Annotated in this window: 14 protein-coding genes; 4 read left to right on the top strand and 10 right to left on the bottom strand. The window is 42.9% G+C overall.

Annotated features, from left to right (window positions below):
* Positions 1-18 precede the first annotated feature (18 nt).
* From truC to syd, 3 genes are all read right to left on the bottom strand, one after another.
* Positions 19-771, bottom strand: coding sequence for a tRNA pseudouridine(65) synthase TruC (gene truC, locus IQ209_RS13320; protein ID WP_193851759.1), 753 nt, complete (start codon positions 769-771; stop codon positions 19-21).
* A 1-nt stretch (position 772) separates the two neighbouring features.
* Positions 773-1,099 carry a YqcC family protein gene (locus IQ209_RS13315; protein ID WP_193851758.1) on the bottom strand — a complete coding sequence of 109 codons (327 nt, stop codon included), beginning with the start codon at positions 1,097-1,099 and terminating at the stop codon, positions 773-775.
* Positions 1,100-1,693: 594 nt separating this feature from the next.
* Positions 1,694-2,245 carry a SecY-interacting protein gene (syd, locus tag IQ209_RS13310; protein WP_193851757.1) on the bottom strand — a complete coding sequence of 184 codons (552 nt, stop codon included), beginning with the start codon at positions 2,243-2,245 and terminating at the stop codon, positions 1,694-1,696.
* A 413-nt stretch (positions 2,246-2,658) separates the two neighbouring features.
* On the opposite strand from syd, the gene IQ209_RS13305 reads away from it, so the two are divergent.
* The 4 genes from IQ209_RS13305 to xni all read left to right on the top strand — a co-directional run bounded on the left by IQ209_RS13305 (position 2,659) and on the right by xni (position 7,693).
* Positions 2,659-4,350: a cholesterol oxidase substrate-binding domain-containing protein gene (locus tag IQ209_RS13305; RefSeq protein ID WP_193851756.1), complete on the top strand. Its 1,692-nt coding sequence runs from the start codon at positions 2,659-2,661 to the stop codon at positions 4,348-4,350.
* A 240-nt stretch (positions 4,351-4,590) separates the two neighbouring features.
* Positions 4,591-5,436, top strand: coding sequence for an NADPH-dependent 7-cyano-7-deazaguanine reductase QueF (gene queF / locus IQ209_RS13300; protein WP_193851755.1), 846 nt, complete (start codon positions 4,591-4,593; stop codon positions 5,434-5,436).
* Positions 5,437-5,548: 112 nt separating this feature from the next.
* Positions 5,549-6,916: a nucleotide 5'-monophosphate nucleosidase PpnN gene (gene ppnN, locus IQ209_RS13295; RefSeq protein WP_193851754.1), complete on the top strand. Its 1,368-nt coding sequence runs from the start codon at positions 5,549-5,551 to the stop codon at positions 6,914-6,916.
* A 21-nt stretch (positions 6,917-6,937) separates the two neighbouring features.
* The gene (gene xni / locus IQ209_RS13290; protein ID WP_193851753.1) at positions 6,938-7,693 is read left to right on the top strand and encodes a flap endonuclease Xni; all 756 of its coding nucleotides are present in this window, start codon (positions 6,938-6,940) and stop codon (positions 7,691-7,693) included.
* A gap of 93 nt (positions 7,694-7,786) precedes the next feature.
* On the opposite strand, the gene IQ209_RS13285 is transcribed toward xni, so the two are convergent.
* From IQ209_RS13285 to IQ209_RS13255, 7 genes are all read right to left on the bottom strand, one after another.
* Positions 7,787-9,196 carry a TolC family outer membrane protein gene (locus IQ209_RS13285; protein WP_370588421.1) on the bottom strand — a complete coding sequence of 470 codons (1,410 nt, stop codon included), beginning with the start codon at positions 9,194-9,196 and terminating at the stop codon, positions 7,787-7,789.
* 12 nt (positions 9,197-9,208) lie between these two features.
* Positions 9,209-10,546, bottom strand: a complete 1,338-nt coding sequence (locus tag IQ209_RS13280) for an HlyD family type I secretion periplasmic adaptor subunit (protein WP_193851751.1) — start codon at positions 10,544-10,546, stop codon at positions 9,209-9,211.
* A gap of 51 nt (positions 10,547-10,597) precedes the next feature.
* Complete coding sequence (locus IQ209_RS13275) at positions 10,598-12,358, bottom strand: type I secretion system permease/ATPase (RefSeq protein WP_193851750.1); 1,761 nt, start codon at positions 12,356-12,358, stop codon at positions 10,598-10,600.
* Positions 12,359-12,533: 175 nt separating this feature from the next.
* Entirely contained in the window at positions 12,534-13,118 is a 585-nt protein-coding gene (locus IQ209_RS13270) for a tetratricopeptide repeat protein (RefSeq protein ID WP_193851749.1), read from the bottom strand.
* Positions 13,115-14,437: a hypothetical protein gene (locus tag IQ209_RS13265; RefSeq protein ID WP_193851748.1), complete on the bottom strand. Its 1,323-nt coding sequence runs from the start codon at positions 14,435-14,437 to the stop codon at positions 13,115-13,117. Before IQ209_RS13265 ends, IQ209_RS13270 begins: the two co-directional genes overlap by 4 nt.
* Before the next feature lie 199 nt (positions 14,438-14,636).
* Positions 14,637-14,945: an AprI/Inh family metalloprotease inhibitor gene (locus IQ209_RS13260; RefSeq protein ID WP_193851747.1), complete on the bottom strand. Its 309-nt coding sequence runs from the start codon at positions 14,943-14,945 to the stop codon at positions 14,637-14,639.
* A gap of 170 nt (positions 14,946-15,115) precedes the next feature.
* Entirely contained in the window at positions 15,116-16,549 is a 1,434-nt protein-coding gene (locus IQ209_RS13255) for a serralysin family metalloprotease (protein ID WP_193851746.1), read from the bottom strand.
* Positions 16,550-16,723 lie beyond the last annotated feature (174 nt).

The raw sequence follows: 16,723 nt of genomic DNA, 5'->3' as shown, positions 1-16,723 counted from the left end.
ATCGGTTTGATACTGCGTTTATTCATGAATAGTCAAACATTCCAGATCAGGTACAATACCCTGCCAGTCAAATTGCTCAAGCAAATGCTGCCATGATTGATCCCAGCGCGCAGTGAGGAGAAGGCGCTCTCCTGTCACGGGATGCTTGAGTTGAAGACAGCTGGCATGCAGCATTAACCTGCCAGTCTGATAATATTTAGCAACTCCTCGATTTTGTCGCAAATCGCCGTGCGTCGTATCCCCAATGATCGGGTGTCGAATATGTGCCATATGTCGTCGTAATTGATGCTTACGACCCGTTTTTGGCATCAGCTCCAACAGACTGAAACGAGATGTTGGATAACGCCCTATTTCAACCGGACACTCTACTTTTGCCAACGAACGATAATAAGTAACAGCGGGTTGTGCTTCTCTATCTGTATCAGCAAATTTATCCGCAATTTTATCCAACTGTTCCATTAGGGCATAGTCGATAATATCATCACCTTCAACATAACCCCGCACAACTGCGTGATACGTTTTTTGTATATCGTGAAATTCAAATTGTTGTGCAAGTGTCCTGGCTACTTCGCTTGAAAGCGCCATCAATAAAACGCCCGATGTTGGTCTGTCCAGACGATGGACGGGAAAAACATGCTGTCCAATTTGATCGCGCAATGTCTGCATCACAAAAACAGTTTCATGACGCGCCAACCAACTCCGGTGAACCAACCAGCCGGCAGGCTTATTGACTGCAACAATATGCTTATCCTGATAAATAATCTCCAGCATATTAGGTATCCTGCGTAAACAGGTTGTCCAATGCCCGTAAGTGTTCAAGTAAAGGGAAAAAACGCTCTACTTCTTCTTTATACACTTCTTCAAAATACGGAGCGATGGTAAATGCCGTCGGCAAACAGGCTTCTTGTTCTATCAAGGCACGCATCCTTGGAATTAATACCCACTGGAGCCACTCTTCTGCTGACATTGTATCAATGGAAAAAGGTTCGATACTTTCAAAGGCTTCTGGTCTAGGCGGATAATTTTGCCATATTCCCACCGTTTTCATGGTAGCTTCAATTAATTGCAATTTATGTAGAATTTGTTTCTCGATACTCATGATGTTTCGTCTGATGCTTGTCTATTGCTCAGATGACAAAAACTGCCACCGTGTCATTGGGACGTAAGAGTATCATTGATATGATTTCAGCGGAAAAGTTACGGTAGGAAAAGTGGCGGCAATAGTTAAAGCAAATAGTTAAGACGATACAAGTGAAGTAAGAGGAGAGATATTCTCTCTCCTCTTGAGTGGCTGTCATAGCAATCCTGCTACATGGGGTGCTTCCTGCTCATTTCCCTGACAAAATACATCCCTGTCAGTTATCCTTTATGCAATCATTATACTGATAGTTTTTAGCGTTCCTGCCTGTACCTAATCATCCTTGTACCATCTTCCCGATGGATTTATCCCTGGTTATTGTTTTGCAGTAGTTCCTTACGGAACAGTGAAAGGATCTACGATCCAGACTCTTGAAACAAGCTACTGAATCAGCATGGTAAGAGATATGAAAAATTCACCTTGAGATAAAATTACACATGTTATTGATATAGAATAAAAATAATTTCAATGAATAATATTCACGTCATGATTATAAGAAATATCTCACGTAAAATGTGAGATATCTCTTACAAAAAAGCCAATCAATATCTGCAATCAACCGCACACAACGGGATTGATAACCGAAAGGAAATTTGCCAAATCTGTGGATAAAATTTCCCGTTCATGGCTGCCAAACTGCTCAAGAATCACTTGCCCTGTCAAATTACACACAGAAATCAACCCCATATCGGAATCAGTCGTCCCAATAAAGACGGTAGGTGAGAGCTTTAACCGCTTCTGTGTAACAAGATGACCAATCAGATTTTCCTGCAAGCGAATAAAATCATCTTCACTCCATACCTGAATCAGGCTGAAATTTTGTCCGGCAAAACAGGCAGTCATATCACCTGCAAACTGCATCACATAGTAATTATGGATGGCGTCCTGCAAACGGATCTCCAGTGCAGTTTCTACCTTGCTAAGTTTTTCTTGGACAGAAAACGGCCGTGGAAGCCAATACACCGTACCATCTCCCGTGCGCTCGATACAGGGTGAAGGAATGCCATACAACTCACTGCTGGCTGGCGGAAACCCTGTTTTCTCTTGCCATAATTCAACATAACGTCGGGTAAAATCAGGGAGTGCCTCTGTCACATTAAAGGTCATATGATTATATCATCCACATTTTCAAGCTTATAAGAGTGATGTTACCATCTATTTCAATAAATTATAAAATTTATCATGGACTTCTATTTTATACCAATCCAACTTCAAGATGCGTGTTATATTTCCCCGCTGCGCGGGGAAATATAAGGCCTCGCCTCGTCTTGCGGATTGCAGCTTGAAGTTTATTGAGTATATATCTACAGATTTCAAATTAAAAAATGCAGGTTATAACATTATCAAATAAGCAGTAGATATATTTTTACATCTACTGCTTATCAATTTATAGTATTCACTGCCCATTCAAATGATGATCTATATTTCATTTCCATAAAATAGTTCTTAACAAATAGATATATTGTTGAACTTATATTAAAAAGTCACTCCCTATAAATTAAAAACTAAGGAAATAGAACATGCCATCGCCAGATACAATCAAAAAAGAAGATATTTCTTTACAAAAAGAGACAATTAACGAAATAGAATATGACTTACCTAATTTCCCCCAAGAAGTAACCTGTAAAATGATCAACTTTAAAAATTGGTCAGGGGAAATTTGTGCCAATAATATACCATGCTGCATACCGAAGACGATTGAAGAGGTGATTTCCGTTGTCAATTGGGCATGGAAAGAGAATTATAAATTAAGACCTATCGGACAATCACATAATTGGTCATCACTCATATTGGAATCAGGTCAAAATTTCAAGAATCACATTATGTTGATGGATCTTTCCTCGTATTTCACCCATGTTAATATCGAGCATCGTACCCAATTTTCTATAGTAACTGCACAACCCAGCGTATTGATGGAAACATTAATGACCCAGATGGAAGAACAAGGTTTGGGCTTTACTGCCACCCCTGCGCCTGGCGGTTTAACACTTGGCGCAGTTCTCGCAATAAACGGGCATGGAACAGCTATCAAAGCCGTTGACGAAATTCCACTGTCTGGGCATACATTTGGCTCTCTGAGTAATACGATATTATCTCTGTCTGCTGTTGTATGGGATAAAGAAACTCAGCAATATATTGTTAAACGTTTTGAACGAGATGAACCTGATTGCGCTCCTCTACTAACGCATATTGGCTGCGCCTTGATTTTAGAAGTGCAGTTTCAGGCGGGTAAAAATCAACGCCTTCGGTGTCAAAGTTTTACCGATATTCCTGCGGATGAGTTATTTTCCCTGCCAGAAAATGCCAAAGAAAAACGGACGTTAAGTTATTTTCTGGATCAAAGTGGTCGGGCCGAAATCATTTTATTTCCCTTTACCAAGAAGCCGTGGCTAAAAGTCTGGAGCGTGGCCCCAACCAAACCAACCACCAGTATCGAAGTGACAACGCCTTATAACTACCCATTTTCCGATAATATTTCATTAACTGTATCAGATATCGTGGAGGATGCGGTTACTGCATTCCCATGTATAACGCCTTTAATGAATCGAAGACAATATCGGTATGTACATGATTCCTTGCAAAAGAAGGGAAAAGATATCTGGGGTTGGAGTAAGAACCTGTTGTTATATGTCAAACCAACCACATTGCGTGTTACAGCAAATGGTTATGCGATATTGACACAACGTACTCACATCCAGCTTGTAACGAACAAATTTTATACCCAATGGAAAGCACTCATACAACAATATGAAGAACAACTAAAATATCCCATCAATAGTCCTCTTGAAGTGAGGGTAACGGGATTAGATGATCCTGCTGAAGTCATGGTAACAGGAGCAACGGTTCCCAGTTTATCCGCCATTCGTCCCCGTTTAGATCATCCAGAATGGGATGTGGCTGTTTGGATTGATGTCTTAACTTTTCCAAAAACCCCCGATGCTATTGAATTTTTTCGCCAACTTGAACAATGGCTATTCAACGAATTTGACGGTTCTTATGCCTCTGCTCGTGTTGAATGGAGTAAAGGCTGGGCTTATGGTTCTAAGACTGCATGGGAAGATAAAGAGATATTAACCAAAACAATTCCAGCTTCATTTACTGATGGCTTGCCTGCTGATAACAACTGGGCTTCGGCAGTTTCGGCATTAAAAAAGTACGATCCACATCACTTATTTAGATCACCATTATTGGATACATTGCTGTCCGATTAATTGTTTTTTGGTTAATAGAACCCTAATAAATAGTAGATATAGCAATATATCTACTATTTAAATTCAGCTTGCCTAGCCATCACGCTAATCACATCAACAATAATGCTGGTTCGATAACCCTGGGAAAAAATACGAACCATTTGGATTCCTTGATACACTACAGATGATTTTAGTCACTAAGACGCTTTTTGTCGTAAAGACTATCCCGATCATAAGATTTTTCAGGCTTAAGGAATCCTAATGTCTTTATATCAAGATAATCATGCACTTTCCCAACTCACATTGGGTAAACCAACCCCTTACCGCGATAACTACGATCCGACTTTATTACAAGCGGTTCCCCGCAGTATGAACCGGGAACCACTTAGGCTGTTTCCTGATAATCTCCCTTTTCATGGTGCAGATATCTGGACGATGTACGAACTCTCCTGGCTCAACACACGCGGCGTTCCTCAAGTTGCCATCGGTCACGTCAGCTTAGATGCGGCCAGTGAAAACCTTATCGAATCAAAAAGCTTTAAACTTTATCTCAACAGCTTTAACCAAACACGCTTTGCAGATTGGGAAACGGTACAGAAAACGTTGCAACAAGATTTATCCGTTTGCGCCAATGGTAACATTGAGGTTGTTCTGCATCCCCTGCACGATTTCAGACAACAACCAATTACCGATTTTGCTGGGAAATGCATCGATAATCAGGATATTGAAATTGATGATTATCAATTCAGTCGCGATTATCTTAACAACGCGGCAACTGGCCCTGTCGTTGAGGAAACGCTGGTTAGCCATTTGCTAAAATCAAATTGCCTCATCACCAACCAACCCGATTGGGGATCGGTTATGATCCGCTATCAAGGCCCAAAAATCGATCAGGAAAAACTATTGCGCTACTTAGTTTCTTTTCGGCATCACAATGAATTTCACGAGCAATGTGTCGAGCGCATTTTCAACGACTTAATGACATTATGTGCGCCTGAAAAACTCACTGTTTATGCACGCTATACTCGTCGGGGAGGGTTGGATATCAATCCGTGGCGCAGTAACGAAGCGTTTATTCCAGCAATCGGAAGGTTAGCCCGTCAATAATCGAAATAACCTGGATGAGTGACCGCTAGCTAAACTGTAGATAAAGTCAGTTATACCCTATTGGGTATAAATCATTACTGAGGAATCCCCCAAGGGGTAAAAGGAGTCATTCTTGATTACACATGTCAATCCATTAGGATCAATGGATTTACTCTCTCAGCTTGAAGTAGATATGCTTAAGCGTACCGCGAGCAGTGATTTATACCGCCTTTTCCGTAACTGTTCATTGGCGGTTCTTAATTCAGGTAGTCAAACAGATAACAGTAAGGAATTACTCTCAAAATATCAAAATTTTGATATCAACGTACTGCGCAGAGAGCGAGGCGTAAAGCTGAAACTGATTAATCCCCCCGAAGAAGCTTTTGTCGATGGTAAAATCATCCGTTCTCTGCAAGCCAATCTTTTTGCAGTACTGCGCGATATTTTATTTGTCCACGCGCAAATTACCGATGCACAGAAAGCAAATAATTTGGATATGGGAAATGGTATGCATATTACCAATACCATTTTCTCCATCCTACGCAACGCCAAAGCTCTGCATATCTCAGAAGATCCTAATATGATTGTTTGTTGGGGTGGCCATTCCATTAATGAGAAAGAGTACTTGTATGGGCGCAAAGTAGGCAATGAGCTTGGATTACGTGAACTGAATATCTGTACGGGTTGTGGCCCTGGTGCAATGGAAGCACCGATGAAAGGTGCCGCAGTGGGACATGCCCAGCAGAATTACAAAAAAAGTCGTTTTATCGGCATCACAGAACCTTCAATAATTGCGGCAGAGCCACCTAATCCGCTAGTGAATGAACTCATTATCATGCCTGATATTGAAAAACGTCTGGAAGCTTTTGTCCGTATTGCCCATGGCATCATTATCTTCCCCGGTGGAGTGGGAACGGCAGAAGAATTGCTGTATTTGTTGTCTATCCTGATGCATCCTGAAAACAAAGATCAAGTTCTGCCGCTGGTTCTGACTGGCCCCAAAGAGAGCGCCAATTACTTTCAGGTGCTGGATAAATTTATCGTTAATACCCTGGGGGAGCAGGCTCGCCATCACTATCGCATTATTGTGGATGCCCCTTCAGAAGTCGCACGTATAATGAAAAAAGCCATGCCGAAAGTCAAAGAAAAGCGCCGCGCAACTGGAGATGCCTATAGCTTCAACTGGTCACTGAAAATCAGCGCTGATCTACAATCGCCATTCATACCAACCCATGAAAACATGGCTGACTTGAATTTATACCCAAACCAGCCAGCGGAAAAACTTGCCTCAGCGCTACGGCGCGCATTTTCTGGTATTGTGGCGGGTAATGTTAAAGAAGTGGGTATCCACGCTATAGAAAAACATGGGGTATTCAAGATCCACGGCGATGCGGATATCATGCATCGCATGGATAACCTCCTGCAAGATTTTGTCGAGCAAGATCGCATGAAACTTCCCGGAGGCGCTGCTTATGAACCCTGTTATGAGATAATCAAATAAATCGCGGGTACTTTTTCTCAAATGATACATCTTTTAATTGTGGACGCCTTAAACCTGATTCGACGCATCCATGCAGTGCAGGGAAGCCCTTGCATTCCTGCCTGTGAACATGCGTTAAAGCAGTTAATCGTCCACGCATCACCCACCCACGCTGTTGCGGTATTCGATGAAGATGGCCGCAACCCCAGCTGGCGTCACCATCTTTTCCCTGATTACAAAGCAGGTCGCCCTGCCATGCCGGACAACTTGCAGCAAGAATTGCCCTTAATTAAGCAGGCATTCAATGCGCTAGGGGTAACTTGCTGGCACGCAGAAGGGCATGAGGCGGATGATTTAGCCGCAACACTGGCAACCAAAGTCGCCAATAGCGGGCATCATGTCACTATCGTTTCAACGGATAAAGGCTATTGCCAGCTCCTTTCGCCCAATATCCAACTTCGTGATTATTTCCAAAAACGTTGGCTGGATCTGCCTTTTGTCCAGCAAGAGTTTGGCGTTGAACCTGGCCAACTTCCTGATTACTGGGGGCTTGCAGGTATCAGTAGCAGTAAAATCCCCGGCATTCAGGGAATTGGCCCCAAAACGGCCGCCACACTGCTGCAACAAGCGGATTCGCTGGATAATCTATTCCAAAATCTGGATACCCTACCGGATAAATGGCGAAAGAAGTTAGCGTCTCATAAAGAAATGGCTTATATCAGCCGTGAAATTGCTTCGCTAAGAACGGATTTGTCTCTACAGGGGAATTTGCAGCAACTGCGGCTTATCAATAGATAAATATAACGCTTTCTACGATGTATAACGCGTGATACCCGTTTTTATTATGCAGATCTTGAGGATAAAGAAAACGGGTATCACACTGTAATCATCTCAACCAAAATAATCAGAAATTAACTGAATATGTTCACCCTGTAATTGGCCGGATTCATCTAATAACCCAATCCACGCTTTCATATAGTCATATTTTGCCTGAGAGAGTTCACGACGGGCGGTATAAAGCTGTTGCTCAGCATTCAATATATCGACATTTACCCGCTGCCCCAACGCCACACTTTTTTGCGTCGCTTTCACTTGTAATGCAGCCGCTTCCACCGCCGTTTCATAGGCGCGTATTCGTTTTTCACCATTCACACAAGCGTTATAGTTACGCCGCAGTGCATTCAGGGTTTCCCCCGTCTGCGCATCCATTTCGAATTTAGTCTTGCCATAATTTGCGGCTGATTGGCGCACCGCTGCCGCCGTGCCTCCGCCATTATAGAGATTCATGGACAGTCGTAAGCCAATGGAATCCGTCCGGTATTTTTGGTCGATACTGTTATCGCTACTGGATTTATTTTCACTATGGGAAGCATAGAGTTCCAGTTTCGGCAGATATCCCGCCCGGTTACGCTCAATATCATGGTACGCCACATCCACTTTCTGGCGGGCAGCAGCCAGTTGTGGATTCTGACGTAATGCCCGTTGTTCCCAATCAACGTAGTGTGCTAAATCCAATTTAATGGTTTTAAACCGTGGGGAATCAGATAAACGCTTAACCGGTACATCTGCTGGCAACGGTACGCCAACTAATAACTGCAAGCCACGAATAGCAGCATCCAGTTCATCTTGCACCGCTAATTCATCAGCCAAGACCTGACTGTAACGCGCCTGGGTTTCCGCTACATCGGTACGAGTGCCTTCACCGGAAGCAAACAATTTCTGGTTGCGTTCCAGTTGCTCCTCATAAGCCACCCGCTGTTGCGCCACCTGTGCCAATCGATCCTGCGCATAAGCGACAGTCACATAACTGTTCACTACCCTGACTGCCAATTGCTGGCTATCCGCCCGAAAGCGACTATCACTCATCAAAGTATAAGCCTGACGAGTTCGATAACGCGCCCATACCTCGAAATCGATCACAGGTTGGGTCAAAATAATCGCACCACTATAGCTGTCATACTGTCGCTCACGGCTCTCTTTGATGCTTCTTCCCCGCTGGTCTAAAGATTGCGAATCCATCCTCTGCCAATTTTTGGGGGCATTCTGGTAACTAAAAGATAGCTTGGGCAACAGTTCCGCAAGCCCAAGATTTTTCTCCTCCTGTCCTGCTTCCTGCTCTTTGATCGCAGCCTGAAACGTTGGATCGTGCTGCAATGCCAGCGCATAAGCCTCCGTTAAGGAAAGCGCGCTGACAAAACGGGGAAATATCAATATCGACATCAGCAATACTGACGCTGGCAAGAATTTCCTGAAAAATAGGGGAGATAAAGAAGTCCGTCTATTGGCAAAACTGTGATACATCAACATCCCCTATTACTCCTCAATCAGTGAGGTAGAAGCCCTGTCCATTAATGGTTTGAACAGATAACTCAACAACGAACGCGAACCTGTTTTGACGAATACCTCAACCGGCATCCCCGGTTTGATATTCAATCCTGCCAGTTTCTCCATGCTTTCAGGACTGACTTTCAATCGCATCTGATAATAAGGCTCTCTTGTTCGCTCATCCACCAAACGGTCAGCCGAAACCACCATCACCTTACCTGTGACTTTCGGTGTCCGGTTCTGGTTAAACGCAGTAAACATCAAATCAACATCCTGCCCCACGGTAACTTTATCAATCAGGTTCACCATCAAACGCGCCTCAACTTCCAGCGCCCGCTGAGTTGGCAGGATCTCCATTAATTTCTCACCCGCCGCTACGACGCCACCTTGGGTAAACACGGTTAACCCAACCACTGAACCATCCACTGGCGCAATAATAGAAGTCTGTGACCGATCAAATTGTGCCGTTTCCAGCTTATTTCCCAGCTCATTCACCAGAACCTGTACATCGGCCAATTGGCTGCGCACCTCACGTTGGTAATCCGCCTGACGCTGGATAACTCGCTGCTGCGTTTCCTGCCGCTGTTTTTCAAGCTGGCCAACTTTTCCTGTCATTTCCGCGATACTGCCACTTAATTCACTTTGGCTACGCAGTAATTCCAGATAACGGTTGCGGGGGAAATAGCCCTCTTCCATTAAGGGCCGCAAATTCGTCACCTGCTCCTTAAGCGAAACTTGCTGTTGCTGTTTACTCACCAAGGCTTCCCGTAACCCCTTGATTTGAAAATTCAGTCCCTCTTCGGCTTGCTGCATTCCCGCCAAATCACTGCGCAACATTTCACGACGTGATAAAAAAAGCTGTCTTTGCAAGGCCAGAGTCTCGTTAATGCGTGGCTCCGATGGCTGATCCAATAACATCGGCGGAAAAACAATGACATCCTGCCCTTGCTGTTCGGCCAAAAGTCGAGCTTCTGTTGCCAGTGTGGTATAAAACTGCTGTTTCAGTGAATCAATTTGTGCATTAACCTGCACCTGGCTGAGCTGAACCAAAACCTGCCCGGCCTTTATTTGTTCCCCCTCTTTCACCTGAATTTGGCTGATAATGCCATTAAGCGGAGACTGTATCGTTTTGCGATTACCATCAACGACGACAGTACCAGAAGAAGCCACCCCTTTATCGAGTGGTGCAAATGCCGCCCAGATGAAAAATCCCACAATGCCGATCCCAATAATCAACCAACCTATTCGCAGGTAACGATTTGCATCCAGCGGCAATAATTCCGACACCTCATTTTGGGCATCCTTTGCGTTAATCTGATAGGACATCTTTACTCCCAGATAGAAATATCCCAAGGATTGAAATAGGGCTGAATCATGTTACGAGGCACGTTCGACCGTTTTTAACTGTGACGAAGATTGAGACAGCGCCGCCATCACTTGCTGGGAAGGGCCAAACATTTTCATTTTCCCCTGTACCAACAGCAAAATTTGGGTTGTTTGCGAGAGCAATGAAGGCCGGTGAGTGATAACGACCACCGTTTTCCCCTGTTTCCGTAATTGTGCTATCGCATGGCTTAAGGCTTTTTCGCCAATATCATCCAGATTCGAGTTAGGCTCATCCAGCACCACCAGCGATGGGTTGCCATACAAGGCACGGGCCAAACCTATTCGTTGTTTCTGTCCACCGGATAACCCCATTCCACCGGCGCCAATGACCGTGTCATAACCCTGCTCTAGATTGAGCACTAATTCATGGACACCGGCTTTTTTCGCCGCTTCGATAACTTTTTCCGGTGCAACGTCATTAAAACGCGCGATATTCTCCGCAATCGTGCCGCCAAACAATTCAATATCCTGCGGCAGATAACCAATGGATGCCCCTAACTCATCTTTATTCCATTGGTAGATATCCGCATCATCAAGCCGTACAACGCCTTCTTGCGCTGGCCATATCCCTACCAGCAGGCGGGCTAATGTCGATTTCCCTGACGCACTGGGGCCAATCACACCCAGCACTTCACCGGCATTCAAGGCAAAGTTGATATCCTGCAAAACATATTGGTTATTGGGTGATGATCCGTTTTGCGAAGCCGGGAGTGCCCGTGTTTTACCCGGAGGCATTGCTGATACTTTTTCCATCAGTAACACACCTTTAGGCTGCGGTAATGACATACCACTTTTGCGTTCCGGTTGAGATTTCAGTAGCTTATCCAGCCGTTGCCAGGACAAACGGGCTGCACTCCAGCTCTTCCATGCCTGTATTAACTGTTCAATCGGCGACAATGCTCTTCCCATCAAAATGGAACCAGCAATCATCATGCCGGGTGTGATATTCCCTTCAATCGCCAGCCATCCCCCCAAACCAAGAATCAACGACTGCAAGGCCATACGGACCGTTTTGGTCAACGCTGTAATAGCGGCTGAACGTTCACTGGCAATACGCTGAAAATTGAGAAAACGCTGATGCAAGTTAAACCAACGACGGCGCAATGCTGGCAACATACCAAGTGCTTCGATCACTTCGGCATTACGCAGGTTGGTACTGGCTAAGTTGGCGGATCGCAAAGACAGATGACTGGCTTCTGCCAATGGCGCTTGAGATAACCACTGGTTCAATACCGCCAGCATGATCAATATGATCGCCCCAAATAATGCCAACAACCCTAAATACGGGCTGAACAGGAAGATGACGCAAAGATAGACAGGAAACCAAGGCGCATCAAAAAAGGCAAACAGGGCATTGCCGGTCAGGAACTGGCGGATGGTCGCCAAGTCATTCAGCATCTGCCCGGCATCGGTGGAACCGTTTCTCAGGTTGGATTCATAGGAGGCGGTATAAACCCGTTGGTTCAGGCACATATCAAACTGGCTGCCGATGCGGATCACTACCTGGCTGCGGATATATTCCAGCCCGCCCATCATGGCGAACATTCCCAGCGTGATCAATGTCAGCATCAGTAAGGTTATTTCATTACTGGATGGCAGTACGCGATCATAGACTTGCAGCATATAAATCGTAGGAACCAGCATCAGCAAGTTGATGAATGCCGTAAATAATCCAATAGTCCAGAAGACCTTGCTGCGTGCACGGATAACACCCGTGATTTCACTCCCTTGCTGCTTGAGATTACCCACCATTCTTCTTTTCCTGTTTAAAAAAACATCAACTATAATTAACAACAAAAACAGCAATAATTAATTTTTAACTCAGCTGTTTATTCATCATACGGCAGCTATCATCTCCTTCTTTGGCCACCGTATTTTTAGATGATTTTCATGAAATCAAATTATGCTATTTATTGAATGTCGAAATTTATTTTCCTGATTTCTTTAATTTAACGACATCATTCCAATTGTTAATAAAATACGTGCATTCATTACACCCAATTTGACTTGCTTTCTTATAATATTCCTTCGCTTTATTAAAGTTTTGTTTTACGCCTGTTCCATTAAAATAATTAGTCCCGATAGCGCTGTAACCTTCAAAATAGCCATTTTCTCCAGCCTGTTCAAAAAGAGAGCGGGCTTCAGCGAGTTTATTTTCTTTTTCAAGAATAAATCCCAAATTAACCATAGACTCTAACTTATATTTATCATTTCTGGAAATAGATAAATGATATCTTTCACTGGCCTCCTGATGATGACCCACAGTGTCTTGTATTACGGCAAGCATCCAATTTGCTTCGGGATCTCCAGCATCCGCTTTATTTACTAACTCAAAATATTCATTTTCATTTTTAGGGATTGGAATAGGTAATGCTGATAAAAAATTATCTGGATAATTAAATATAGCCGATGGAATGTTATGCTTGCTCATGTTTGAACTCTGCACCATAAAAGATAAAAATAATATAGAATAAATTAAATTCTTTTTATTTTTAAAAAATAAACCAATCATAATATAGCCTCGCTAAAAGTATCATTTACTCCTACTATGTCTATGTGAGAGGTAACTGATTCAATTGTTTTACTTTTGTTCACTGCAAAATATACATCAACTATCTTAGTTACATTTCCATTATTCCAATTCACGGTGCTTTCCAACTCATGGATGTTACCGTTAATGTCTTTGAATCCATTTTCCTTATATGCAAGATTGATAGAGGAAATTCCTGATTCATTTAATTTATGCAGCTCTCCGCTGTCAGTTCTCGCATCATGATTAGAGTCAACCCATAACTCTAGTGAGTTCCATAGGCTATCATTTTGATCAAAAACACCATCATTATTATCATCCAGATCGGCTAATGCAGCGAATCCATTATCTGCTTTGGTGCCATTTTTTAATATGGAGTTATTCCCAAATAATTCATTTCCATTATTTATTTTTCCATCTTTATTTTTATCCCACACCAAAAATGCACTGTTTGACTCTATCCATCCTGAGCTTTCAATAATTCCGTTATTATCGTGATCAAAAAATAGGTTACCGTCTTCTGCTATAGTGACAACACCATCACCAGTGAGATCAATAACAAGTGGTGTTTCTTTGTTTTCAAATTCATCAATGTGTTGTTCAATAATCTCTTTCACCTGATTTGGATCTAAATCTAGAAGACGTATCACCCCATCTGGAGTTAATCCGTGTAATGGTTGAATGTAATCTAAATAATGTACATCATTATCTGCCTCTGTGACTTCTAAAATAGAGTTTACAAAATCTATACAATTATTGGTAAGGAGATTATAACTTTTTTTGAAATCTGAATGATTCGCCCATTGATTATCAAAATTACCATTTTTCAATTCAGAAATGTATCCCTCTATATTATCAACAACATTCTTTGAATATAATGGATATGTGACACTGAAAACTTTTGATGCATCGTATGCCATAGAGTCTCTAAATGTTAGGTTATCAACTCCTCCGACTCTTTTGTCATCACCTAAACCCCATCCGATAGATTCTCCCTGAAATTCAACCCATGCATGTCCAAAACGAGATTCGCTAACTTTACCTGCTTCATTCGTATATTTTGTCCCTGATGGCGCTATTTTTATTGTTATACCACCATGGTATGGTAATAAGTCGGCGTCAGTTTTGTTATGATATGTGCCTGGGAACTTTCCACGCATGACGTCGTAGGCTCCAATAAACCCATATGAGTGTCCAGATGGTATTGGCGACATAGGCCCAGATGGCAAAGGTGACCAAGGCTTAGTTGTTATCGGTGACATAGGCCCAGAGGGTGTAAATGGAAATGGGAAAACGGGCATAACGGTTTCCTTATTGAAAGCTAAAGAGATTTCACTTCACCTTGATGAAGGTTAATGATAATAACAATCATTTTCAACAAAAATATTAATAATCACCAACCAGCTACCTAAGCCAAGGATCAACGACTGCAAGGCCATACGTATAGTTTTGATCAACGCCGTGAGAGCGGATGATCGTTCACTGGCAATATGCTGAAAATTAAAGGAATGTCATGACCAGTTCCCTGCCATCAACAAAGTAAGCAATCCACTGTTCTGACTCAGGACTGAAAAAAGCCAAACTATTGCCATCATTATCGGTCAATGTGATGCCATCTGGGGACGGATACCATCCTGCAACAGGCTGCCCAATCAACTCAGTGACACACGCATTCCCTTTCAAAGCCCAAAGCGAACTTTCGGGTAAATGGGTATCGGTCAGTTCAATACTGCACAGCTTATTTCCATCGGAGAGTTGCCATAACCCTTTTAACTCACCCGCAGTTGGAAGCCTCAAACTACTCGCCATACATCCTCCAGCAAAAAAGAGAGAAAAAATTATTGATAAGAGCAATTTTGATCGATAAAACCGACCGCCACAAAACAAGAAATTCACCATTTCCACCTTTCCACCATGTCCACAATATTGCCGTATCCCGTGGGGAATACGGCAATATTTTATTAATGTGATGACATCAATTAGACGATGAAATCTGCTTCAGTTAACGGTTGACCGACAACTTTCACCAGAAAATCATTGCCAGCCAGATCACCACCAAGGCTGATTTCCAGATCGGTGACCTCATTCATTTCATCATAAGTGAACAACACTTCGCCCGCCTTACCTGAGAACGAATCGACAAATTTAATATCGCCATTACCACCGAAATTGAATTCAGACAGATCGATCTTGTCTTCACCCGAGACGAAATCGTGGATCCAGTCTGGATTGTCTTTCAGTGATTCTTTGCCATCCAGGTAAACAAAGGTATCGTTACCTTCACCGCCCCACAGATGATCACCGCCCAGACCGCCATAAATGATGTCATTACCGGCGCCACCTTTCAGGATGTTGTCTGCGCTGTTACCGACCAGAATGTCGTCGCCGCTGCCGCCGATCGCGTTCTCGATAACAACACCACGAGCGATAGAAACGTTACCTTTCAAACCACCAACATCAGAGAAAGCACCTTCATTCAGGTTGATACGCTGATTTTGAGTAAAACCAGAGAAATCAAAGGTATCTTCACCACCCGCATCCCAGACACTGAACACCAGTTTGCTGTCCGCATCCGTTGCGGTCAGGAAGTCGCGGTCAGTATTGGAATTGAAACCATATATGGTGTCTCCCTTACGGGTTTCCATATTTGCGCCATACAGCTCCTGAATGGCAGAGATATCATTCAACAGAGGCGCCGATGAATATTCATATTTAAAATCTTGGCCTGTATATTTTTCACTGAAATAGCTCATGACTGTATAGGCACGAGAATCTTCGAAATATTCGGCTTTAGTGATATAACCTGGACGCACTTTATCAGAAGCATCGTAATCGGCAGGGTGCTCCAATCCTAGTGCATGGCCAATTTCATGGGTGAAAGTCTGGCGAGCATATCCATTCACATCAATATCATTGTCTGTAAAAGTATGGCTTGTCGCGTCATACCATGTAAAAGCGGTTTTTTGTCCTTGCGGCAGAGTGGCAAACGCATAATCATCGTCGTCACTATGATCAAAGAAACCAAAAGTAATATTCGCTTTTCTAGCACTACTGACTTCGGTAAATTTAATATTGGCAACGTCAGACCAGGCTTGTAAAGAAAATTTCGCTGTTTCTTTTTGTTCTTCATTAAAAGCACTGAAACCAGAAATTTTAAACAACGGCATGATAGCCGGTGTCGATTCCATGAAATGGTACGATAATTCCAAGGTGCCAGAAGAATCAACATACTTATTGGACCACTTATAGTGGCCTCGCAGAAGCTTATCAGGCGCATTGTCTCCTAATGGATCATGAGCAACCCGAATAGAAGTATCGTAATTTGGAACATAGGCTTTAAGAAATGAATTAACTTCCTGAACGGAATTGGAATCAGATAACCCCGTATAGGTATACTTTTTCTTTGAGGCCATATAAATCTCCTGTAAAAACAAGACAAATACCCTAAAAACCCGAAATTTTGATAATAACGGAGGTAAGAGTTTTAAATTCTTTCTAAGGCCCACTTAGAAATAAAACTCCAGAATAAAATAGCGTTAGTTACTGTCTGTGTAAAAATAATTAATATACTTTTTTAGAATACATAT

Source organism: Xenorhabdus sp. BG5 (genome assembly GCF_015163665.1).
In the GTDB taxonomy this organism is placed as follows: domain Bacteria; phylum Pseudomonadota; class Gammaproteobacteria; order Enterobacterales; family Enterobacteriaceae; genus Xenorhabdus.
The sequence above is the reverse complement of the archived record's forward strand: the minus strand, read 5'-3'. Positions and strand labels throughout refer to the sequence as shown.

Excerpts from the sequence above, each read along its gene's own strand:
- truC (WP_193851759.1), bottom strand. The coding sequence starts at position 771 with ATGCTGGAGATTATTTATCAGGATAAGCATATTGTTGCAGTCAATAAG.
- IQ209_RS13315 (WP_193851758.1), bottom strand. The coding sequence starts at position 1,099 with ATGAGTATCGAGAAACAAATTCTACATAAATTGCAATTAATTGAAGCT.
- syd (WP_193851757.1), bottom strand. The coding sequence starts at position 2,245 with ATGACCTTTAATGTGACAGAGGCACTCCCTGATTTTACCCGACGTTAT.
- IQ209_RS13305 (WP_193851756.1), top strand. The coding sequence starts at position 2,659 with ATGCCATCGCCAGATACAATCAAAAAAGAAGATATTTCTTTACAAAAA.
- queF (WP_193851755.1), top strand. The coding sequence starts at position 4,591 with ATGTCTTTATATCAAGATAATCATGCACTTTCCCAACTCACATTGGGT.
- xni (WP_193851753.1), top strand. The coding sequence starts at position 6,938 with ATGATACATCTTTTAATTGTGGACGCCTTAAACCTGATTCGACGCATC.
- IQ209_RS13285 (WP_370588421.1), bottom strand. The coding sequence starts at position 9,196 with ATGTATCACAGTTTTGCCAATAGACGGACTTCTTTATCTCCCCTATTT.
- IQ209_RS13280 (WP_193851751.1), bottom strand. The coding sequence starts at position 10,546 with ATGTCCTATCAGATTAACGCAAAGGATGCCCAAAATGAGGTGTCGGAA.
- IQ209_RS13275 (WP_193851750.1), bottom strand. The coding sequence starts at position 12,358 with ATGGTGGGTAATCTCAAGCAGCAAGGGAGTGAAATCACGGGTGTTATC.
- IQ209_RS13270 (WP_193851749.1), bottom strand. The coding sequence starts at position 13,118 with ATGATTGGTTTATTTTTTAAAAATAAAAAGAATTTAATTTATTCTATA.
- IQ209_RS13265 (WP_193851748.1), bottom strand. The coding sequence starts at position 14,437 with ATGCCCGTTTTCCCATTTCCATTTACACCCTCTGGGCCTATGTCACCG.
- IQ209_RS13260 (WP_193851747.1), bottom strand. The coding sequence starts at position 14,945 with ATGGCGAGTAGTTTGAGGCTTCCAACTGCGGGTGAGTTAAAAGGGTTA.
- IQ209_RS13255 (WP_193851746.1), bottom strand. The coding sequence starts at position 16,549 with ATGGCCTCAAAGAAAAAGTATACCTATACGGGGTTATCTGATTCCAAT.